General features: G+C 63.8%; 17 protein-coding genes. 7 read left to right on the top strand and 10 right to left on the bottom strand.

Features of this window, described 5'->3' with window-relative positions; translation table 11 throughout:
- Positions 1-5: 5 nt before the first annotated feature.
- Positions 6-554 carry a c-type cytochrome gene (locus EDE08_RS16240; protein ID WP_131869793.1) on the bottom strand — a complete coding sequence of 183 codons (549 nt, stop codon included), beginning with the start codon at positions 552-554 and terminating at the stop codon, positions 6-8.
- Positions 541-1,809, bottom strand: coding sequence for a sulfite dehydrogenase (soxC, locus tag EDE08_RS16235; protein WP_131869792.1), 1,269 nt, complete (start codon positions 1,807-1,809; stop codon positions 541-543). The genes EDE08_RS16240 and soxC overlap by 14 nt, the downstream gene beginning before the upstream one ends.
- Before the next feature lie 226 nt (positions 1,810-2,035).
- On the opposite strand from soxC, the gene EDE08_RS16230 reads away from it, so the two are divergent.
- From EDE08_RS16230 to EDE08_RS16220, 3 genes are all read left to right on the top strand, one after another.
- Positions 2,036-3,004: an AraC family transcriptional regulator gene (locus EDE08_RS16230; protein WP_131869791.1), complete on the top strand. Its 969-nt coding sequence runs from the start codon at positions 2,036-2,038 to the stop codon at positions 3,002-3,004.
- A 426-nt stretch (positions 3,005-3,430) separates the two neighbouring features.
- Positions 3,431-4,942, top strand: a complete 1,512-nt coding sequence (locus EDE08_RS16225) for an ATPase domain-containing protein (RefSeq protein WP_131869790.1) — start codon at positions 3,431-3,433, stop codon at positions 4,940-4,942.
- Positions 4,942-6,660 carry an ATP-binding protein gene (locus EDE08_RS16220; protein WP_131869789.1) on the top strand — a complete coding sequence of 573 codons (1,719 nt, stop codon included), beginning with the start codon at positions 4,942-4,944 and terminating at the stop codon, positions 6,658-6,660. The genes EDE08_RS16225 and EDE08_RS16220 overlap by 1 nt, the downstream gene beginning before the upstream one ends.
- A 32-nt stretch (positions 6,661-6,692) precedes the next feature.
- On the opposite strand, the gene EDE08_RS16215 is transcribed toward EDE08_RS16220, so the two are convergent.
- From EDE08_RS16215 to EDE08_RS16200, 4 genes are all read right to left on the bottom strand, one after another.
- On the bottom strand, positions 6,693-6,935 hold the full coding sequence (locus EDE08_RS16215) for a hypothetical protein (RefSeq protein ID WP_131869788.1): 243 nt from the start codon (positions 6,933-6,935) through the stop codon (positions 6,693-6,695).
- Between the two features lie 147 nt (positions 6,936-7,082).
- Positions 7,083-8,207 carry a DUF2336 domain-containing protein gene (locus EDE08_RS16210; protein ID WP_131869787.1) on the bottom strand — a complete coding sequence of 375 codons (1,125 nt, stop codon included), beginning with the start codon at positions 8,205-8,207 and terminating at the stop codon, positions 7,083-7,085.
- A 356-nt stretch (positions 8,208-8,563) separates the two neighbouring features.
- Positions 8,564-12,235, bottom strand: coding sequence for an AsmA family protein (locus EDE08_RS16205; protein ID WP_131869786.1), 3,672 nt, complete (start codon positions 12,233-12,235; stop codon positions 8,564-8,566).
- A gap of 132 nt (positions 12,236-12,367) precedes the next feature.
- Positions 12,368-13,597, bottom strand: a complete 1,230-nt coding sequence (locus EDE08_RS16200) for a cytochrome P450 (RefSeq protein ID WP_165935934.1) — start codon at positions 13,595-13,597, stop codon at positions 12,368-12,370.
- A gap of 130 nt (positions 13,598-13,727) precedes the next feature.
- Here EDE08_RS16200 and EDE08_RS16195 point away from each other — a divergent pair, with 130 nt between their 5' ends.
- Together EDE08_RS16195 and EDE08_RS16190 are read left to right on the top strand one after the other, a co-directional pair.
- A complete protein-coding gene (locus EDE08_RS16195) occupies positions 13,728-14,366 on the top strand; it encodes a TetR/AcrR family transcriptional regulator (protein ID WP_061879333.1) in 639 nt (212 codons plus the stop codon).
- 234 nt (positions 14,367-14,600) lie between these two features.
- On the top strand, positions 14,601-15,380 hold the full coding sequence (locus EDE08_RS16190; protein WP_131869784.1) for a CPBP family intramembrane glutamic endopeptidase: 780 nt from the start codon (positions 14,601-14,603) through the stop codon (positions 15,378-15,380).
- Between the two features lie 173 nt (positions 15,381-15,553).
- On the opposite strand, the gene EDE08_RS16185 is transcribed toward EDE08_RS16190, so the two are convergent.
- Entirely contained in the window at positions 15,554-16,504 is a 951-nt protein-coding gene (locus EDE08_RS16185; protein ID WP_131869783.1) for a LysR family transcriptional regulator, read from the bottom strand.
- Positions 16,505-16,643: 139 nt separating this feature from the next.
- On the opposite strand from EDE08_RS16185, the gene EDE08_RS16180 reads away from it, so the two are divergent.
- Complete coding sequence (locus EDE08_RS16180) at positions 16,644-17,624, top strand: tripartite tricarboxylate transporter substrate-binding protein (protein ID WP_131869782.1); 981 nt, start codon at positions 16,644-16,646, stop codon at positions 17,622-17,624.
- 99 nt (positions 17,625-17,723) lie between these two features.
- Here the strand turns inward: EDE08_RS16180 and EDE08_RS16175 are convergent, their stop codons facing one another.
- Positions 17,724-18,254, bottom strand: coding sequence for a DUF2380 domain-containing protein (locus EDE08_RS16175; protein WP_131869781.1), 531 nt, complete (start codon positions 18,252-18,254; stop codon positions 17,724-17,726).
- Positions 18,255-18,771: 517 nt separating this feature from the next.
- Between EDE08_RS16175 and EDE08_RS16170 the strand changes: the two genes are divergently transcribed.
- Positions 18,772-19,695 (top strand): catalase, encoded by a 924-nt coding sequence (locus EDE08_RS16170; RefSeq protein WP_131869888.1) that lies wholly within the window; start codon positions 18,772-18,774, stop codon positions 19,693-19,695.
- A gap of 9 nt (positions 19,696-19,704) precedes the next feature.
- Here the strand turns inward: EDE08_RS16170 and EDE08_RS16165 are convergent, their stop codons facing one another.
- Both EDE08_RS16165 and EDE08_RS16160 read right to left on the bottom strand, forming a co-directional pair.
- A complete protein-coding gene (locus tag EDE08_RS16165; protein ID WP_131869780.1) occupies positions 19,705-20,637 on the bottom strand; it encodes an AraC family transcriptional regulator in 933 nt (310 codons plus the stop codon).
- 422 nt (positions 20,638-21,059) lie between these two features.
- A complete protein-coding gene (locus EDE08_RS16160; protein WP_131869779.1) occupies positions 21,060-21,386 on the bottom strand; it encodes a hypothetical protein in 327 nt (108 codons plus the stop codon).
- Between the last annotated feature and the right edge of the window lie 116 nt (positions 21,387-21,502).

Genomic DNA, 21,502 nt, shown 5'->3' with positions numbered 1-21,502 from the left:
CCCGCTCACTTCCTGCGGAACAGCTTGGCGGGATCGAATTCTGGCTCCGGAGTGAAGCCGTCGCGGTTGGGCATCCTGATCTTCGGCAAGCTCTCCTTGTCGACCTTGCCGTCCGCCGGAACGATGCCATTGAGGCTCAGGATGTAGGCGGTGACGGCATAGGTCTCGTCGGTGCTGAGCGAGCCCGGCGTCGGGTATGGCATCGCGCGATGAATGTAGTCGTACAACGTCGTCGCATAGGGCCAGAAGCTGCCGACGGTCTTGACCGGCATGTTGGACGCGAGCGTCCCCTGGCCTCCGGCGAGGCGATCCTTGATGCCGCCCTGGCCGTTGTCGCCATGACAGGCAGCACAATAGCTGGCGAAGATCTGCTTGCCCTGCGCAACTGTGCCGCTGCCATCAGGCAGGCCTCTGCCATTGGGATCGACGTCGATGTCCCACAACTTGATCTCGGCCGGCGTTGCCGGACGGCCGAAATCGAACGCCGATGCGGGCGCGGAGAGCACGCCGGCGGTGAGGATGCCGGCCAGAAACAGCTTGTTACGCGAGGACATTGCGGACCCTCCCGGCCTCATCGATGCTCCAGGTCTGCTGGGCGTTGTAGTGAAACAGCGCATTGGTTCCCATCGCGGCGATGAAAGACTGCCGGTCCGGCTGAACGTTCCCCTGCTCGTCGGTGGAGCGGCTGACGATCTTGGTCGGCTTGCCGTCCCATACCCAATCCATCTGGAAGCGCACCTGGGCCTTCGACAGCACCGGCTGACTCAATTGGGCCTGCTTCCAGGACTTGGCGCCATCGGTCGAGATCTCGACCTTGGCGATCTTGCCATGACCGCTCCAGGCGAGACCCGAGATGCGGTTGTAGCCGGGCTGGATCTGCATCATGCCGGAGGGATGGGTAATGACGGAGTTGGTTTCCATCCGCAGCTGAAATTGCCGCGCCTTGCCGCTTGCAAGCAACTGTGTGTAGCGCGCCGTCTCCCAACGCGTCATCCAGGGCGCCGTGCCGAACTTGAGGCGACGCAGCCATTTGATGTTGAGGTTGCCTTCGAAGCCCGGCATCACCAGCCGCATCGGAAAGCCGTGGGCGGGCCGGAGCGGCTCGCCGTTCTGCCCGTAGGCGACGAAAGCCTCGTTCACGATCTCCTCGGTGAGGGGGATACTGCGGTCGACGCCTGCGCCGTCGCCGCCCTCCGCAAGCATCCAGTGCGCGCCCTTGTCCTTGGTCACGAGGTCGATCAGGAACTTGAGCGGCACGCCGGTCCATTCATTGGTGCTGACGAGGCCATGCGTGTTCTGCACCGTCACGTCAGGGTCCGCCTTTTTCCAGTTCTCCCATCCATTGCCGGTGCATTCGATGAACACGACGCGCGTGACCGACGGCATCCGCTTCAGGTCTTCGACGCTGAAGACCAGCGGCTTCTGCACCATGCCGTGGACCAGCAGGCGATGCTGCGCGGGATCGATATCGGGCACGCCCGAATGGCTGCGCTCGTAATGCAAATCGGTCGGCGTGATGTTGCCGACCAGCTTCTGGTGCGGTGTCTTGGAATTGATGGCATCGCTCGGGTCGACGTTGCGTTTGCCTGGCGTGGCCTCAGGGATGCGATCGAGCTTGACGAAGCGGGACCGCTCGCTGTGCGCGCCGAGATCGGCGCCGGGCCCGCGATCGGGGACGTCGGCCAGCGACTCTGCTCGGGCTGGCTCGCTCGCGGCGGCCAGGATGCCTGCGGACAAGCCTCCGACGAAGCCGCGGCGGGAAACGTCCGCGGGTCGTGGCAACGATTCGATCTTCGTGTCGGACGTCATACGATCTCCCGTCGGTAATCGTGCATTCCGGAAATCCCGCCGCTTTCATTCGGTGACATTGACCGGGAACTGGAAAAATTGCTCGTTAGGTTGTGTTAGAAGCCATGAGCATTGGTCGCTTCGTTCGCGCGATGACTCGATGATTGGATTGCAATTTAGAGACGCTTGCCGCTCCGCATATGGCCAGGCGGATCGACGTCATGTCCACGCGGATCAGGAGTGCCGAATGTCGGGAGCCGAGACAGACGAGCTGTTGAAGGCGATGGTGCCGCTGTTGAGAATCCGGCCCGTGATCGATGACTCCTGTCGCTTTGGCGGAAGCTGGGAGTCGCTACACGCGCCGAATGGCCGGGGATGGGCACAATTCCACATGGTCACGCGGGGCTCCTGCCTGGTCGAGAGGCCGGGTCTGAGGCCGGAGCGGCTGGACGCCGGCGACATTCTGCTTTTGCCGCACGGCGACAGCCACGTGGTGCGAAGTCAGGCCGACGGCATCGCAACGAGGATCGCGAGCGAAATCAGGAACGGCATTCGCCAGCGCAGGACTGTCGACGCCCAGGCCGACACCGAATTCCTGTGTGGCCGGTTCCTGTTCGAGATGTCGGACGAGAACCCCTTGATTGCAGTCCTCCCCGATGAAATCGTCCTGCGCACGGCAGGAGAGCCGCTCCTGGAGCGGTTTCGGCACCTATTGATCGACATCCGAGAAGAGCTGGATGCGGGACGGGTTGGGGCGGAGATAGTCGCGGGCGATCTCGCAAGGGCCCTGTTCGTCATGATGCTCCGCGAGCATCTCGCAGATGCTGGCTCCGGAAACAATGCGGTTTCGCTGTTGCGGGACCGCGCGACTGCGCGTGTGGTGTTGGCGATCCTCAACGATCTAGCCCGGGACTGGACGCTCGAGGAGATGGCGGCGGTCGCTATCTCTTCGCGGGCAACGCTGGTACGCACCTTTCGAAAACGCGCAGGGGTCGCTCCCATGACGTTCCTCTCCGATCTGAGATTGGCAGTCGCACGTCAGCGGCTGGCCGGCACCTCCGATCCGATCGCAAAGATCGCGAGCGAGGTCGGGTATGCGTCCGAAAGCGCCTTGAGCAAGGCCATCATGCGCAGATACGGCATGCGACCCGGCGCGCTGAGAGTGGGGGAACCGAGGCACGACAACGCTCAAGGCCACCGCCTGCGCGCCGGCTGACCCGTTGAAAGCAACGGACATTCAACAGCGTCAGGCTGGGATTACAAATCCTGGAGCCGTCATCTGCTGCCATGGGTCACTTCAGTACCGTTCGACTGACCGCCTGAACGAAAAACGGAGCGTTCGCCGGACGGTCTACGCGTTCAAACGCGACGTGTTGGGCCAGGGTTTTGCAAGTCATGCCGCATCGCGGCGTGTGCTTGAAAAGTCGAACTAGCCGTTCGGGGGGAGCACGAACCATCTGGGCGAAGACGTCGCGATCTCCCGCATCCGTCGGCGCATGCTGCCAACGGCCTCACCTGTCAGCCAAGCGAACTTCTGGAAGCGGGAACTCGATGCCGGCCCATGAGTTCCTTTCCCGGGCCGTCGGCCTGCGGGAGGCTTGGACACCAGCCTGCCCGGAGCGAAGAAGCGTAAGGGATTTCAATGACCGGTACGTCCTCGGGCGCTGCAGACGGTAGCCCCACAGATTTGCCACGAGTTTCCACCGGCAGCGACGGCCTGGACGACATTCTGGGCGGCGGCTTCGACGCCAATCGGATGTATCTGTACGAGGGGCGGCCGGGCACGGGCAAAACCACGATTGCGCTGCAATTCCTTCTCAGCGGCGTGCGTGATGGCGAACGCGTGCTCTATATCTCCCTGTCCGAGACCAAGCGGGAGCTGACGGTCGTAGCCCAACGGCACGGCTGGTCCCTGCAAGGCGTGGACATCTTCGAACTGGTCCCGCCCGAGACCACGCTCGATCCGGACCGGGAGCTCACAGTCTTCCATCCCGCCGAGATGGAGTTAAGCGAAACGACCGGTCTGATCTTCAAGGAGGTCGAGCGGATCAACCCTACGCGCGTCGTGCTCGACAGCCTCTCCGAACTGCGTCTGCTTGCCCAGAACCCGCTTCGTTACAGGCGCCAGGTGCTGGCCTTGAAGCATTTCTTCACCAACCGCAATTGCACCGTCGTGCTCCTCGACGATCTCTCGTCCTCCCAGGATGATCTGCAACTGCATTCGATCGCGCACGGCGTCGTCATGCTCGAACAGCTCGCGATCGACTACGGGGCAGAGCGACGGCGGATCCGCGTGATCAAGATGCGCGGCATTCGATTCCGCGGCGGCTTCCACGACTTTACGATTGCAAAGGGCGGCTTGCGGATCTTCCCGCGCCTCGTGGCGGCCGAGCATCACAAACCGTTTCCCGGCGAGTTCACGCCCAGCGGCAATCCCGAGCTGGACCAACTGCTCGGAGGCGGGCTCGAGCGCGGCACCAACGCGCTGTTCATCGGCGCTGCCGGAGTGGGTAAATCCTCGCTCGCGCTCACATATGCGATAGCGGCCGCGGAACGCGGCGAGCACGCTGCGTTTTTTGCCTTCGATGAAGGCCGCGGCACCGTGGAAGCTCGCGCCCGGACGCTCGGCCTGCCGCTCGAAAAGTACGTCGAGTCCGGCCTTATCCGTTTTCAACAGATCGATCCAGCCGAGCTGTCGCCGGGCGAGTTCGCGGCGACCCTGCGCCGGAGCGCGGAAATTGACAACGCCCGCGTGGTCATCATCGATAGCCTGAACGGCTACCTGAACGCGATGCCGGACGAGCGGTTTCTCATCCTGCAAATGCACGAACTGCTGACCTACCTGGCGCAGCAGGGAGTGCTCACCATCCTGATCCTCGCTCAACATGGGCTGGTCGGTCCGATGGATACACCGCTCGACATCAGCTATTTGAGCGACGCGGTGCTCATGCTGCGCTATTTCGAGGCCGGCGGATCGGTGCGGCGCGCCTTGTCTGTCGTCAAGAAGCGCAGCGGCAACCACGAGCACACCATCCGCGAGTTTCGGCTCGGCAGCACCGGTGTCAAGCTCGGCCCGCCTCTCACCGACTTCATGGGCATCTTTTCGGGCAATCCGCGTTATACCGGCACGGACATCCCGGAAGGATCGGCCTGATGAGCGCCGACCGCGGACACCGCGTTCTCATCTTCGCTCCGATCGGCCGCGACGGGCCGGCGTCGGCCGAGCTTTTCCGCAGTGCGAGCCTCGAAGCGGTCAACTGCCGAAGTCTGCCCGAACTCGTCAGCGAGATGGGTGCCGGCGTGGGCGCGGTCTTCCTTGCCGAGGAAGGACTGTTCGGGAAAGACACGGCGCCGCTCGCTGAATGGATCGCGAGCCAACCGCCATGGTCCGACCTCCCCTTCGTCGTTCTCACCAGCCATCGAGAGCAGCCCGCGGTCGTCGCCTGGCGCCGCAATATCGTCGCCCTGCTTCGCAACGTTTCGCTGCTCGAACGTCCGGTCCAGCCGATCACACTGACCAGCGCGGTTCAATCGGCGATGCGGGCACGGCGGCGTCAATATGAGATCCGGGCCCTGATCGCAGCGCGCGAGCAGACTGCGCAGGAGCTCGAAAAACTGGTGGTCGAGCGCACGCGAGAGCTGGAGGAGGCCAATGAGCAACTGCGTCTCGAAATGAACGAGCGCGCTCGCGTCGAGGAAACGCTTCGCCAGGCGCAGAAAATCGAAGCTATCGGCCAGCTCACCGGCGGGGTCGCGCACGACTTCAACAATCTGCTGATGGTGATTTCCGGAGGCCTCGACATGCTGGACCGCCAGACAGATCCAAACCGGCGCCGGCGTCTGATGGACGGGATGATCCAGGCCGCACAGCGCGGCGCCAGCCTGACCAAGCAGCTGCTGGCGTTCTCACGCCGGCAGAGGCTGCGCCCGGAAGCCGTCGACGTCGCCATGCAGATCGGCGGTATGCGCGAGCTGCTCGATCGAAGCCTGCGAGGCGACGTCCACGTCGAGTTCGATTTCCCGGATGCTCTTTGGCCGGTCGAGGTCGATCCCGGCGAGCTCGAGCTGGTCATCCTCAATCTGGCCGTCAATGCCCGGGATGCGATGCCCAACGGCGGCACCATCGTCGTCCGCGGCGAGAATCTGCCCGATCTGAATGACGGGGAGATCGCCGGCGACTATGTCAGGCTGTCGGTCATCGATACGGGCGTCGGCATGCCTCCGGAGATCCTGTCGCGGGTCTTCGAGCCGTTCTTCACGACCAAGGACGTCGGCAAGGGGTCCGGACTGGGGCTCGCGCAGGTCCACGGGTTTGCGACCCAGTCACGCGGGACCGTCCGCATCAAATCGCAAGTCGATCAGGGCACCAGCATCGAGCTCTACATGCCTCGCTCGTTGAATCTCGCTTCCAAGCAACGACACTTGATCGATTTCAACAGGGCGGTACGGCCGAAGAAGAATGACCAGGGCCAAATCCTGCTGGTCGAAGATGACGACGAGGTGGCCGCACTCGTTGGTGAGATGCTTGGTCAGCTCGGCTACGAAGTCACGCGGGCCGCCAGCGCCGCAGCTGCTCTCGGTGCTCTGGCCGATGGTCGTTCCGTCGATCTCATCTTTTCGGACATCATGATGCCGGGCGGCATGAATGGCGTGGAACTCGCGCGGGAGATCAGGAGACGGCGTAGCGACATACCCGTACTGCTGACCAGCGGATACGCCGAGGCCGCGATCCATGAAGCCGAAACGGCGGGCATCCAGATATTAGCCAAGCCGTATCACATCGACGAGCTGGCCGCGGCGCTGAATGCCGCGAAATCGACCCTTCAAGTTGATACGCAATCCAAACGCTCCAGCTCTTTGCTGAACTCTTGAGGTTCGGCGCGTCAGACAGGATTGACTCGTGCCTACCGGAAATATCCCAGCACGAGGTCGATATCCGCGCTGCCTGCGACCGCGCCGTTCAACTCCGCGTCGATGACGCGACGGCAAGCATCGACGGCGGCGTGGTCGCCGAGATCGTTGGCGGCTTCCAGCACGAGCCAGGCGGCGTCGACCGACGCCTTGTCCGGTGCGCCGCCGCCGAGATCGGCGGTGACGGCATTGCCGAGGTTCTTCTTGCGAACGGCGGTGCCGAATTGAGGCAACATTGCAAATACTCCCCTTCGATTCCGGGATGATGCTCAGTGCACCCGACTGAAGCGCGATGCGATCAGGACGAATCGTCGTCGCGCTTCAGGTTGTTGTTTAAGCATGATCTTTTCGGAAAACCGCTGCGCACTTTTCCGGATCATGCTCTAGTGGACCTGGAACTCGGGCTGACGGCCCGTAACGGCCTCGGCACCCGCGCCATTCTTGCGCGACTGGTAGAACTTCAGAATGCTGCGCGAGGTCTCGATCTTGAGCCGGCCGTACTCGCGCTCGTTGTCCTGGAGCTCGCGCGCCGTGATCAGATGATCCTTGGCGCCGAGGAACAGGAGCGACATCGTCGTGTCCCAGGAGAAGTCGAGCGCCTTGCACAACACCAGGATCATCTCGCGGTTGCGGTCCATCAGCGCGCGCTCGATCACGTCGACAGGCAGCGACGAGAGCAGCGACAGGCCGATCTGCACCTCGTCGAAGCGGTGCTGGCGCGCATAGTTCGAGATGGAGTCCTGGTTGAGGTTGCCCTGCCGGTACTGCGTCGTGACCACGCGCTTGGCGACGAAATAGCTGCGCGAGGACGGGCCGAACTTGGACTGGAGATCGCCGGTGAGCTCGGTCACCGAGCTCTGGATCTGCGCCATCATCTCGGGCCGCTCGGTCTCGAGGCGACGGCGCACGTCTTCCGACGCCTTCGAGATGAGCTGCTGGAAGATGTGGCGCGGCACGTCCTTGCGCAGGCCAAGCTGTTCGGCGAGAATCGAATCGCCCTCGGCGCGGCGGACCATGTGCAGCAGGCCGGACCCGGAGAAGCGCGCGCCGTCGTTCCTGGCAACCGAGGTCACGACCTCCTGGTTGCCGCGCTTGACCAGCACGTCGGTCACGGCTTCGCCGATCGACTTGCGCTGGGCGATCGCGAGCAGGTGCGACTGGCTCTTGGTCAGGGCGCTCTCGACCAGCATCTTCTCGTCGAGACGATTGGACTCGCGCAGCACGGGACCGGCGACCTCGATCTCGTCGTCGAGCGCGAGCTTTTCGATGACGTTCAGCGGCGCGTGATCGCAGGCCGCCATCAGTTCCGAGAGCTGCGCCCGCGCGGCGACCTCGATCTCCTCGGCGAGCCGGCCGATCACCTCGCCGAACGTGGAGATCTCGTCGTCGCTGTAGCGGCCCGTGATCAGGATATCGGTCGCGTGCCACAACGCCTTCGCCCGGCTTTCGTCGGTACCGCGCGCGATCGCGTCGTCCAGATCCTGTAGAAGCGATTTCGCCCCGTTCATCTCGATCACCCCAGTTCTTGGTAGCCGTTCGGCAAGCCGTCCCGCCGCTCTTGGCGCGACGCCGAATTCCTCTGGGAACCGACGCTAGAGATGAAACGCGAGAATTCAGTAAAATCCGCAAATCAGTTTTGCCGACGAAATTTCGTTCAAATGCGAGGGAATGGGTTAAGGGGCGGGCAACGGAGACGGTGCGCCCCCTCTCCCGCTTGCGGGAGAGGGTTGGGGAGAAAGTGTGTCCGCAACGGGATAGTCCCCCAGAGGAGAGAGCGCTCACCCGGCGCTTCGCGCCGACCTCTCCCGCAAGCGGGAGAGGCTAAACGAGCCCGCGGCTCCGTCTCTCCAAACCGACTTCGCGCTCACGGATTTTGCGGCGTCAGCACCAGCGGCGGCTTTGGCCTGGGCTTGGCGGGCGGCGGGCCAGGAGCCGGCTTCACCTCGATCGGCGGCGGCAGCGGTGCGGCCTGCTGGCTTGCGAGCGGCGGGCTTGTGAGTGGGGGGCTTGTGAGTGGGGGGCTTGGCGCAGCGGGAGCCGCCTGCGGCGCCCGCGGCGTCGGCGCGGGCCTCGACTCCGCCTTGGGCTTTGCCTGCATGCGGCGCGGGTCCTGACCCGGCAGCGGCACATGGGCCGGCGCCTGCTCAGGCGCTGCATCTGGAGACACCAGCGTCGGCAGCGCAGCGGTGGCCGGCGGCGGCTCGCCGCGTTCGATGGCATCCAGCCGACGCGTCTCGCGATCGATCGTGCGCACCGCAAGCCACGAGGACAGCGGCGTGAGGTCGATGGTGCGGCTCAGCTTGTCGGGGGGCCCTGCCGCGAACAGCTGGATCTCCGGCGGGGCGCCGGAGAGGCCGGTCATGATCGGCGTCAGGCTGGCGCGGATGTCGGCCTGGTCGGCGGGAATGTCGTAGCCGCCGGAAACGATGGCGCGGGCGTTCTTGGCCTCCAGCGACGTCGCGCCGACGCGCAGCCGGCCGTCGCGGATCGTGAACGGGATCTGTGCCGAGGCGATCGTAATGGGAGCCGCCGACAGCGCGGGCTCGACGAGCTGCCGCAGACGGTTGTCATCGGCGACCTGGCCGCCGTCGCTGGCGCGGATCGCGATCTCGAACGCACGCGGATTGAGGCCGCTGATTTCCGCGGATTCGAGCGTCACCGTGCCGTTGCCGGCGAGCGCACCGGTCAAAGCCGCGACGCTGCGGCCCTGGCTGGTCAGCGCCATCTGCACCGAGGCGCGCCCCTTGGACAGCGCGAGGTCGCGATAGCGCAGCGTCGCCGCATCGACATTGCCGAGTTCGATGCGCGCGTTCAGCGCAAGACCATTCGCGCCGTTGCGCGCGTCGAGGCTCGCGGACATCTCGCCGCCACCGAGGCCGCCCTTGAGCGCATCGAGTGCGAGCGACTGCCCGTCGCTCCGGATCGTGCCGCCGAAGGGGCGCAGCTCGATGCCGCCCGGCAGCGATCCACGCAGCGCCTGGAAGGCGATGCGGCCGCGCCACCCGCCGACGAGCCCCGGACTTAAGGGCTCGCCGGACTCATGTCCGGCCGCGCCGATCGCGATTGCGAGCGCCGGCGCAAGATCGAGCGAGTCGAGGCCGACCTCGCCGTCGACGCTCTTCTCCTGATCGAGCATCACCGAAAGATGCCCGCGCAGATGCGAGCCTGCTGCATTGCCGTCGAGATCGTCGAAGGTCAGGCGATTGCCTGACAGCGTGAGGCGGGAAGACAGGCTGACGTTCTGCGCCGATTTGTCGGCCGGGCCGGTGCCGAGCAGCGGCGCCAGATTGACGTTGCGCACGCGCAGGTTCACGCTCGCCTTGGGTTCGGACGATTTGGGCTCCGACAGTTCGACGCTGCCTTGCGCATCCGCATCGAGCCCGCCGCCGCTGAGCTTGGCGTTCAATTGCAGCGGTCGGCGCCAGGCGCCGCTCACGCGGCCTTCGAATTGCGAGGCGCCCTCGCCCGCGGCCACGACGCGATCGAGCCCGAGCAGCGCCAGCAGCGCGCCGGCCTGCGATGCCGAGCCCTTCGTGTCCAGCGTGAAGTCGCTGTTGCGCAACCTTTCGAGGTCGATCCCTCCGATGGCCGCCGCCGGCGTCTGCGCGACCAGGGTCGTGGTCGCCTTGAGCTGCGGCGCGTCGAGGTCGAGCACGATCCGGGCATTGCTGCGATCGGCGTGCTCGGTGTTCCTGTCAAGGCTGAGATCGAGCTTGAGACGGGCCGCGCCTGATAATGACGGCAGCGCATCGAAGCGCGCGCGCACCGCGGGCGCAAACGGCTCGATCAGCGCGGTGAGCTCGCGCAGCGAATTGGCCGAGGATTTCACCGCGAGCTTGCCGGTGGCCTTGGTGCGGTCGAAGCTGCCGCTCGCCTCCGTGGTCAGGCCGCTGGCCTGGCCGAAGCGCAACTGCTCCAGCGACAGCGATGCGGGGCTGTAGGCGAGCCTGGCTGCGAACGGCCGCAGCTCCTGCCCGGCGGAGATCGCGCGGCCGATATCCAGTGAGAGCTTCGCCTCTTCCGGCCACTCGCCCTGCGGTCCCGCGAGCGCACGGACAAAACTCGCGGCGGCATCGAGGTCGAGCCGGTCGGCCTTGAGCTCCGCGTCGATCCGCGAGCCCTTGCTCGCGCCCGTTTGCACGAAGGCGATGCGACCTTCGACGGCGCCGCCGTCGATGTCGGCCTTCAGCCTTTCGATGGCGAGGTGATTGGCGGCGATGGTCACGTCGCCGGCGAGGCGCAGCGGCCGCGTGCTGCGCCGGTTGACCTCGCTGCGGCCCTGAAGCCAGGCCACCAGCGTGTCCGGATCGGACGATTCGACGCTGAGCCGGCCGCTGAAGCTGTCCGCGCCGGGGGTCGCGCCGTTGAGCGAAAGCTGCGTCGTGCCGGGCGCACGCAATTCGAGCCGCTGGAAGGTCCATGACCTGCCGTCGGTCTGAAGCTCGGCCGCGATGTTCTGAAGCGGACGGCCGCCGAGCATGATCTGGTCGGCATTGAATTCGATCTGCGCCGGGATTGGCGTCTGCGGGATCGCCGCAAGGCCCGCCCGCAGCGCCGGCAGGACGCGCTGCGGATCGGCATCGTCCCTGGCCGTCAGCCTGTCGGCATCGACTTGCCGCGCCGACAGCACCGCGCGGAGCAGCGGCGAGGCGCCGAACCTGATATCACCGACGCCGCCGAGCTTCAGCGCGGTGTCCTCCGTGCCGAAGCTGGCGTCGATCTGCTCGAATTTCGCGCCGGCCGGATTTGCCTTGAGCCTGGTCGCGAGCTTCCAGGGCGTCGGCCCCGCCTCGCCCGCCTTCTTAATCGCGGGCACGGCAAGCGTCAGCGCGCCCTCGAATTTCGGCTGGCGGTTGTCGAAGGCGAGCACACCTTCGAGATCGGCAAGGATGGCGCGCTCGCCGGGATCGATGTTGAGGTGGAGACGGGTCGCGCTGCCGTCGGCGCTCGGGCCGGAGGAGACGCGGAACGGGTAGCGCACCCCGGCAGCGCTGAAACTGCCGTCGCCCCGCACCGAGCCCGCGAGGGAGCGCACGTCGCCGGAGAAGGTGATGTCGTTCAATTCCAGCGTCGAGCGGCTGGCGGCATCGTGCAGGGCGATGCGGCCGGTGAGATTGAGCCGTTCGATGGCGAGGGACGCCAGATCGAAGGCGCCGCTCGCGATCGAGGGCAGGTCGACCCGCCCGTGCGTGTCCAGGCCGAGATCCAGCGCCATGCCGCCCACCGAAAGCTCGGTGGCGCGCCATTGGCCGCGCATCAGGGAGCCGAGGCTGAACTCGACGTCGAGCTTGTCGGCGCGCAGGCGGCCAAGATCGTTGTTGCCGCCGAAGGTGACGCCGCGCAGCCGCAGGGTCGGCGCCGGCAGCAGCCGCGCGTCGAGCTCGCCCGCGACCCGCACCGGCACGCCGATGATCTTGCCGGCCTCCGCCTCGAACTGGGGCCTGAACTGGTTCCAGTCGACGTAGTAAGGCCCGATCAGCGCGGCCAGCAGCGCAATAATGAAGGCAATCGCCAATCCGAGCAGCGTCGTCTGCACGGGTCTCCCCTCGGCCAAACCGGCCCGGGCCGAACCTGAGGGCCTCAGGCGCGCCGGAACAGCCCCTTATATAGAGGGAAGTGTGGCGAAGTCACAGCGACTGTTGCGCGCGGAGGTTAACGCCGGCGCGCCTCACCAGCTCGCCGGCAACCGCTTCAGGCCACGCAGGACGAAGGTCGGCCGCCATTCCGGATTTTCGACGTCGTCGATGCGCAAGTCGGGCAGCCGCCGCAGCAGCGTGGCGATGGCGATCTCGGCCTCGATGCGTGCCAGCTGGGCACCGAGGCAGAAATGGATGCCGCCGCCGAACGACAGCGGCTTGACGTTCGCCCGGGTGACGTCCAGCCGGTCGGGCCTGTCAGGATAGACCGCGGGATCCCGGTTGGCCGAGCCGAGCAGGCACAGCACGCTCTCGCCCTTGGGAATCTTCACGCCGCCGAGGTCGACATCCTCCAGCGCGACGCGCCCGGTCATCTGCACCGAGGAATCGTAGCGCAGGAATTCCTCGATCGCACCCTCCATCAGCTCGGGCCGCGCCTTGAGCAGCGCCAGCTGATCCGGATTGCGGTGGAGCGCGAGCAGGCCGTTGCCGATCAGGTTGACCGTGGTCTCGTGGCCTGCGCCGAACAAGAGGATGATGTTGGCGGTCAGTTCCTCGTTGGTGAGCTTGTTGCCGTCCTCCTCGGCCTGCACCAGCTGGGTGATGAGATCATCCCCGGGATTGCGACGGCGCAGCTCGAACAGCTGCTGGAAATACATCTGCGCCATCAGGTTGCCGGCGTTGCCCTGTTTGATCTCCTCCGCAGACAAGGGCACGGGATCGAGCAGCCGCCCGCCGTCGCGCGAGCTCTTGTAGAAGACTTCGCGATGCTCCTCGGGGATGCCGAGCATGTCGCAGATGATGGTGACGGGCAGGCGGAAGGCGAAATCCTCGATCAGGTCCATGTGGCCGCGCTCGATCACGGCGTCGATGGCCTCATCGACGATCTCTTGGATTCGCGGCCGCATGTCCTCGACCCGGCGGGCGGTGAAGGCCTTCACCACGAGGCCGCGCAGGCGGGTGTGGTCCGGCGGATCGGCCTGCAGCATCCAGTAGCTCATGCTGCGAAACACCGGCTCGCTCATGATCTCGGGACCGTAGCGGCGCGTGCTGCGCTCGACGAAATCCTTGCCGAAGCGCTTGTCGCGCAGCACGAGGCTGACGTCGGCATGGCGGCTGGTAACGAACTGGCCGAACGGCGTCACGTGGATCGGATCGAGCCTGCGCAGCCGGTCGTAATGCGGATAGGGATCGCGGATGAAGTCGGGCGAGAGCGGGTTGAACAGCGGTCCGCCGCCGGCGCCTTGCACGTGCTCGTTCATGGTGACCTCAGACCGGTTGCCGCATGAATCGAATACGCCGGGCAGCCCCTCATGCGCAGCGTAACCATCCCTGAATGATCGAACTCGATACATTATTGTATCGAATTGCAGTTTGCCCTAACCTGTGCCGATGTCAAGGGTGAGAACGAGACCGACCAGGGACGACACGCGCGACAGGCTGTTCGAGGCGGCCGCGCGCGTGTTCGAACAGGACGGCATCGGCGGCGCCAGCATCGAGGCGATCGCGGCGGCGGCGGGCTTTAGCCGCGGGGCGTTCTATTCGAACTTCAAGAGCAAGGACGAATTGATCATCGCCATGCTCGAGGACCATGTCGAGCAGTCGATCCGGCGCAACATGGACATCCTCGCGCAGCACGACAATCTCGACGATTTCATCGCGGCGCTGAAGACGATGGATCGCAGCCGGCAGGATCCGCTCGGCCGCTCGCCCCTCCTCCACATGGAGATGATCCTGTTCGTCGCACGCGCCGAGAAGCGCCGCCCGGAGCTTGCCAAGCGCCTGCGCGCGCGGCGCAAGCTGGTCGCCGACATCGTCGAGGCGACATTGAAGAGCAACGGGCGCAACGACAATCTGAACCCGCCATGGATGGCCTCCGTCGTGCTCGCGCTGGAGGACGGCTTTCGCCTGCACCGGCTGATCGATCCGGAGACGACGCCGGCCGACAGTTTCCTGCGCGCGATCACGGATCTCAGGCGCAGGACGGGATTGGCGTCCGACCACGTCGAAGTGGTCCGCGTCGAGCCCTGATCAGGCCTCGTCGGGACCGACCGGCTTCACGGGCCATCCAAAATACGAACGGTAGCATCCGGCTCTCTGCCGAGAGCCATGCAACGGTGACGACATTATCGAGAGCTATGACCGAACCGACCGCAGCTTCCAGAGAGATCGGACCTTCTGGCTCCCTTGATGGTGCAGGACCACTAGAGAACCCGCAAAGGTTGTTTTACGATCAGGCGCACAGAGCGAGGGGTGATTGATCGCATGTCGCAAACCGAGGGGCCGCCCACCGGCCTGAACGTCACTTCGCGCGACGGTTTCGAATGGCGTCGGAGCATCATAACTTTGATGCTGGTTCTTGCCCCTATGGCGCTTGCGGTCATCGTGATGACCATTGGTCTTGCCGCCCGGGCGATGTGGCTCTTCATGCACGGCGCTCCCGCCGAGCTGCCCGCGCCACCCAGCTTCAGGCTCTATGGCCTGCTGTCGTACGCAATCAGCAGTTGGCTTGCCGTAGCCTTGGCATTGGTCTGGACAACGCGTCAGACCTTGCGCTCGGACGTCTTCAGATTTCGCAGACTAACCCTCCCCGCCGTCGCCGCGAGCCTCATTGGCTTCGGGATCGTCACGGCCGGCGTCCCCATCGTGACACATTGGTTGGCTAGCGTAACTGGACATCGAAGCCAGGATGTTCGGATCGATTTTCATGACGCGAAGGCAATCGCAATTGTGATCTTTCTTTTCGTCGTGACAACGCCGGTGACCGAAGAAATCCTCTACCGTGGCCTCTTGGTTTCCTGGCTACGTCGAATTGGATGGCACGATTCCAACATCTTGGCCTTTGGCACCGTGATCTTTGCTGCCAATCATATTATTCCGCTCGGTCTCGTTTGGGCTGCAGCGATGATCTTGCTGGGCCTCGTGACCTACGCACTGCGCCTGCGCTACGAATCGCTTTCTCCAGCTTGGCTCGCTCACACTCTTTTCAACGCGCAACTGACACTGTCCTATCCGTTGATCGCTTGGATCGCGCAAGCCACCTAATTGTTCGAGCGGTTTAGACGGCAATGCGGCACGCGACCCGTCGCATACTTTTGCCAGCGGCCGTTGCGACAAATTCCGGCCGACCTCCAAGTGTCGGTCGTGAGGTGTAAACCGGACGCCACTTTGACCGGGCCAAACCGACTCGATTGACCGAAGCCGACACTTGCGTGCGCTCAGGGCATTTTGCCCTTGCTCTCGAGTTTCGCTGTTTGGCGCACGCACTCGATAAAGAGCTTTGCCGCGGGACTGAGAGCGCGGCTCTTGAGCGTCAGAATCGCGACAGGCCGCGGCTGCGCCGGAAGTTGAACGGGAAGTATCTTTAGAGACCGGTCATGGTTGCCATAGCGAAGAATCGATGCCGGAAGCATCGTCACAAACTGTGTGTTGGCAACTAGTCGGCAACACAGATGCATTGAGAGTGTCGTGATCGGCCTCCGCGGCAACTCTGTGCTGCTCGCGCGGAACAATTCAGCGGTGAGTGACCCATGCATCGTATCCGCGGGAGGCAGAATCCAACGCTCGCCGATGAGGTCGGCGAGCTTGAGCCTGCGCAGTCGCGCCCATTTGCTTTGACGGCCCGCCACCACGACCACCTGATCGTCATACACGACCTCCGCCTTTAGATCGCTTTCCTTGAATGGCGTCGGAATGCGGCCGAGCATGAGATCGATACTCCGCTCGCGCAACTCACGATAATGCAGCTTGCTAATGACGGCTTGCGCGACGTTCAAATGAACTCGAGGCTGCTCGCGCGAGAAGCGCTCGATGACTGCCGGCAAAAGGCCGGCCGCAATACTCTCGGTACTGCCGATGTGCAACTCTCCCACCGACGGGTCCGCGAGAAATGCGATTTCGTCGACGCCCTGCCTGAGTTCATCTAAGATAACTTGGCCCCGCGCGACCAAAGCGCGGCCGTACGCCGTCGGCTCGATCCCGCCCCGGCCACGCTCGAGCAAACGAATACCGAACGTATGCTCCAAATCGGTGATCGCCTTCGATACGGCAGGCTGAGAGATCGCTAGCTCGGCGGCGGCCTTCGCCATGCTACCGCGCTCAACGACAGTGAGCAGAATCTGGAGATCACGCAGCTTTAGGCGGCGTCCAATACGATCGGCCCATTGCATGACCAAACCTGTCAATTTGGTTATGGATCCATCAAATAACAGAATTCGACAGACATGTCTTCGGGGATGCACACTCTGGTTGACGAGGGTCAGGGGGCGAATGATTGGCCGTTGTGGCCGTGAACCCCGGAGGCGGCTTATGAGGACGCGTCGTGACTTTCTCAGAGTGTCGGCGGCCAGTGCCGCGTTCTCCGTTGCAGGTCCGGTATCGCAAATCATGGCCGAACCGCGTGTCAAAACGGCTCATATTCTAACAGGATTCACGGCGGGGCTGCCCGATGCTGTCGCGCGGCTCCTTGCGGACGAAATGAAGCCTTATGCGACATCGATTGTCGTCGAACCTCGACCGGGCGCGAGCGGTCGTGTCGCCGTGGAGGCCGTGAAAGCCGCTCCCCCGGATGGATCGGTCATTCTGTTCGCGCCGACCGGTTTCCTCACCCTCTTTCCTCACACCCACAAGACACTGCGATACGAGCCGCGGGACTTTGTCCCAGTATCAACCGTTGCCTCGTTCGCTGCCGCGTTGACAATCGGGCCGCGAGTGCCAGGAGAGGTAAGGACGCTCGCCGATTTTGTCTTGTGGTGCCGTGCTAACGCAAAGGATGCGACCTATGGTACGCCAGGAATTGGAACCAGTTTGCACTTGACCGGCGCAGCCTTGGGGCGCGCAGCAGGCTTCGAGTTTCTTCACGTACCATATCAAGGTCGGGCGGCAATCCAAGATCTCCTCAAGGGTGAAATTGCATCTGCCATAATGCCAATCGACAGTTCTTTAGGTCTGGTTCAATCTGGCAAATTGCGCGCGGTGGCGACCACCGGTTCAACCCGGAGTCCTTTTCTCCCCGATGTGCCGACGTTATTGGAAGCCGGGTATCCCCTGCTCAAGGACGTCACATGGTTTGGGTTCTTCGTTCCAGCGAAGACTCCGCCGGACGTCGTCGAAGACCTTAATGGGGCTATTCAGGCGGCTCTGAGAACAAGCCGGATGGAGTCCAGCCTCGCAAAGCTGTCGGTCGAGATCGACGCGATCGCAATGGACAAGTTCGCACAGCTACTCGCGTCTGAGTCAGCACGTTGGAGAGGCATCGTGCAAGCAACAGAGTATAGCCCGCAAGATTGAAGAGTAGGCCTTTCGCGACGAGCAACCCTTCTGGAGCGAACGGGAAATTCGCGGCGGAGGGCCAAACCGATGCTCTCAAGCCCTGCAAACGCGCGCGGCCTATTGCGGCGATCTACTTTCAAGCAGCCGGTCTCGGACCTCCTCCCATACAAAGCGTTCCGCCCGCCGCCATGCCTCGTCATTATCGCCGCGGAACGTGAAGAACTTCCGGAACACGACATGCTGCGATGTCGTATCGACGGCGACGGCCCACACCACCTGCACCAGCGTACTCCTTTTGTGAACGATGCCGATGATTAGCACCTGCGCGCCCGCCTCCGACGCTGTGCGCAGCCGATCGCCTAACGCCGGTCCCATGATCGGACAATTCGTGGTGCAAGAGCAGCGCACGAGTTCAAATCGGCGGTCCGCCGTGACATCGTCCCGAAGCGCGGCCATAAAAGCCTTCAATCGCCTTTCATGCGCGGCCGTTTGATCGGTCGGCTCATTCGACGAGTCGATATATTTGAAATCGTCGACCGAGACAGCCAATACGCGGTCGATGGTTGCGGCGGATACAACCGAGATGAGGCCGGATCCGAGCAACAGCCAGGCTGTAGTAAATGCATGCAGCGTGGAAGAGCGGCTCATTTCGATGCTCTCTTCGTGGTCGACCAACGTGACGGCTACAATCTTTGCATTCCCTATCGGTGATACGGCACCGTCGTTCAGACCAAGTGACGTTAATGTCAAAGCGGATCAACCCGGACTTTAAAGCTTGCCAGCGGGAGGTCAGCTTACAGGTTGGTCATCCAAGGCTGCAGCAATCGTTGCTCTAGCAAGAACGCCATCAGTTTGCTTCATCGTTCTCAGAAGTCGAAGACCAAGCTTCTGGCCCATCCGAGCCGCTCCAACTCCGATGCCGTGGAGGACCAGCCCCCTCGAAACGGCCTTCATCGACGCCATTGCCTCAGAGCCGATATAGGGCGAGTTCTGTTGATGCACGCTAGCCATGCCCTAGTCGTGTCTTGAGCGAGCGGCGCGACCCGAGCCCAACGAGTTGCGAGATTCGTCGCAGGATCCGACAAGGCATGTCCGCTTTGGGAAAGATTTTTCGGCGCACCCTGCGCCACAAACAAGCCCGTCGCTCGAATCCAAAGGTTCCGTTCTGACTCAGCTCCCGAACGGCACAGCCACACCGATGTCCGTTGTCGATGTCCTGAGGGCGGTCGCAGGTCTTCCGCCCAAGGCGCGCGCGAGCTTTTGCTGGGGCCGATGCGTTCGCGGCACCTATGCCCCCTCGGATCAGGCCAAGGAGATCACCAGGTCCCGCAGCTTCACCATGCCCTCCCGGGTGCTGGCGCGCTTCTCGGCGGACGACGTCCCCGCAAACGCGGTCGATACGGACGGTCGCTCGCTGCGCGGCTTCAGCTTCCGGCTCGGCAACGGCGATCAGCGCTCCGAAATCGTCACCCAGAGCGTCCCGGTTCATTTCGCCAGAACGCTCGACCAGATGCTGGCCTTCCTGCAAGCGCGCATGCCGGGACCGGACGGCAAGCCGGACATGACCCGAGTCGAGGCATTCTCCTCCGCCAATCCCGAGACGCTGCATCAGGCAAGCTACCTTGCCGCGAGTCCACCGCCGGCAAGCCTCGCCCGCACGACCTATTGGGGCGTGCACGCCTTTCCCGCAACGAACGCGAGGGGTGAGACACGGTTCGTCAAGTTCAAGGTCGCGCCGGTCGGCGACGAACGCAGGCCGAGCGAGGACGTGGCCACCGCCAAGTCCACCGGCTTGCTGCGCGATCTCGATTCCCGGATCGCGGCGCGCGATGTCAGGTTCAGCGTGATGGCGCTGCTGGACCGTCCCGGCGATCCCGTCATGGACGTGACCATCCGTTGGCCCGACGAGGATGGACGCGAAGCGGTGCGCCTCGGAACGATCGTGATAACGGGCACTGAACCAAACGGAGCGTGCGAGGCGTCGGTGTTCAATCCAGCCAATCTTGCCGAAGGCATCGGCCATCCGCCGGACGAGATATTTGCGGCGCGGCGCGACGCCTACGCCATCTCCCAGACAGAGCGCCGCTGAACGGAGGGATCACGTTTCGCCGTCCGGCACGCCCTGCGCCTCACGGCGCCACATTCCCGGGCTGATGCCGACCACCGAGGAGAACACCCGGGTGAAGTGGCTTTGATTGGCGAAGCCGGCCGATATCGCGATCTCCGCCAGCGACAGGTCGCGCACCGTCATCAACTGCTTGGCCGTGTCCACGCGCTGGCGCAGCAGCCATTGATGCGGCGGCAGGCCGGTCGAGACGCGAAATGCGCGCGAAAAATGACTGACCGAGAGATCGAACTCGGCTGCGATCTTCTCCAGCGAAAGCTTTCCGCGGAGATCGGACTCCAGCCTTTCACAAGCCCGCTTCACCTGCCAGGGGGCGAGGCCGCCGCGCGCCGGCTCGGCGGCGTGCCGCAATCCGCCGTAGGTCGTCGCAACATGTGCGGTGAGCGCGAGCATCATGTGGTCGATGAAGAGCCGGTTGGCCTCTTCAGGCTGCCGCAACGCCGCCAGGAACGACGCGCCGAGATGACGGATCGTCATATCGTCCTGGCCGACGCCGGGCTGATAGGCGAGCTCACCGATCCGCGGCGCGCCGCTTTGCCTCGCCATGTCGTCCAACGCCGAACGGGGCAGATGGAAAAACAGAGAATGGAAGGGCTTGTCGATCACGTAGCGCGGATCACGCTTCAGGTCGTACAGATAAGTGGCGCCGGCGCGGATATCGCGCTTGATCACGCACCGGCCGCGCTCCCAGCACTCACAACCTGCGAAATCACGGAATTTGAGGCTGACGAGATAGGCGTCCTCCGAGGGCATCGACTCGGAGAGACGCGGAATCGGATGGTCATCCCGTGTCTCGGTGACCGCGAGCTCGGCGCTGCGCAGCGAACGCGTGACCAGCGTCGGCGGCGCATCCTTCAAATGCAAGAACCGTTCGAATTTCTGCGCGAAAGCGTGCGCCTGTGCCATGGCGTGTGTCTCAACAATGCGAGGAGCCTGGGGAACGCAGGCGCCACACCAGATCCACGCAATTATCCGACATTGGTAACCGACGGTCCAGATTTGCGCGTTGGAACGCCAGCCGTGTGACTGCTCGCCGCAGCCATCGTTCACAAGAGGTTTTCACATGAAATTTCAACGGATTTTGATGCCTCTCGTGCGATCTCCGTTCAGTGCCTCGACAACTCGTCGTCCGCCCATCGTGCATTTGTGAAAGCGTGCGCCTGCTTGCAGCATCCGTGACCGGCCGATCGATGCCGGCCGATCGATGCCGGCCGACAGCTTCTTGCGCGCGATCACGGTTGCGGCGTCGGACGGGATCGGCGTCGCACCAGAACCTGTGCCTTCAATCGCCGCGCGGCCTGGTGCCGCGCTCAAATGCGGCCCCCTCGCTACTTCTTCTTTGCAGGTCCGAAATCCGGCTGCCAGGCGGCTTCCTTGCGGGACGGCGCCGCGGCAATCACCTTGGCTTTGTCCTTCTTCGGCTTCTTGACTTCGCGGTTGCCGCGTTGTTGGCCCTTTGCCATGTCGCTCTCCTGTGCTGGTTTGAGTTCGTCGAATTCACTCGGCTGCAGGACCCGGCCGCGCGGGGTACAGACCCTGACGTCCATGTAGCCCTCGCGCAGCAGTTTTTCCGCAAGACGCAGCGCGACCGCCGCAGTTCCCCGGCCGAGATTGGAGCTGCCGTATTCGTTGGTTCCACAGACCAGATACGGCACGCGTATTGTCCTAGCCATTGAGGACCACGGCTCCGCACACGAGAAGCAGAAGAAACAGCGGAACGATCACCGGCGGCACGATCCATTCCGAAATGCGATCACCCGACATCGAACGC

It is taken from the genome of Bradyrhizobium sp. R2.2-H (genome assembly GCF_004346455.1).
GTDB classification, from domain to species: Bacteria; Pseudomonadota; Alphaproteobacteria; order Rhizobiales; family Xanthobacteraceae; genus Bradyrhizobium; species Bradyrhizobium diversitatis.
The sequence above is the reverse complement of the archived record's forward strand: the minus strand, read 5'-3'. Positions and strand labels throughout refer to the sequence as shown.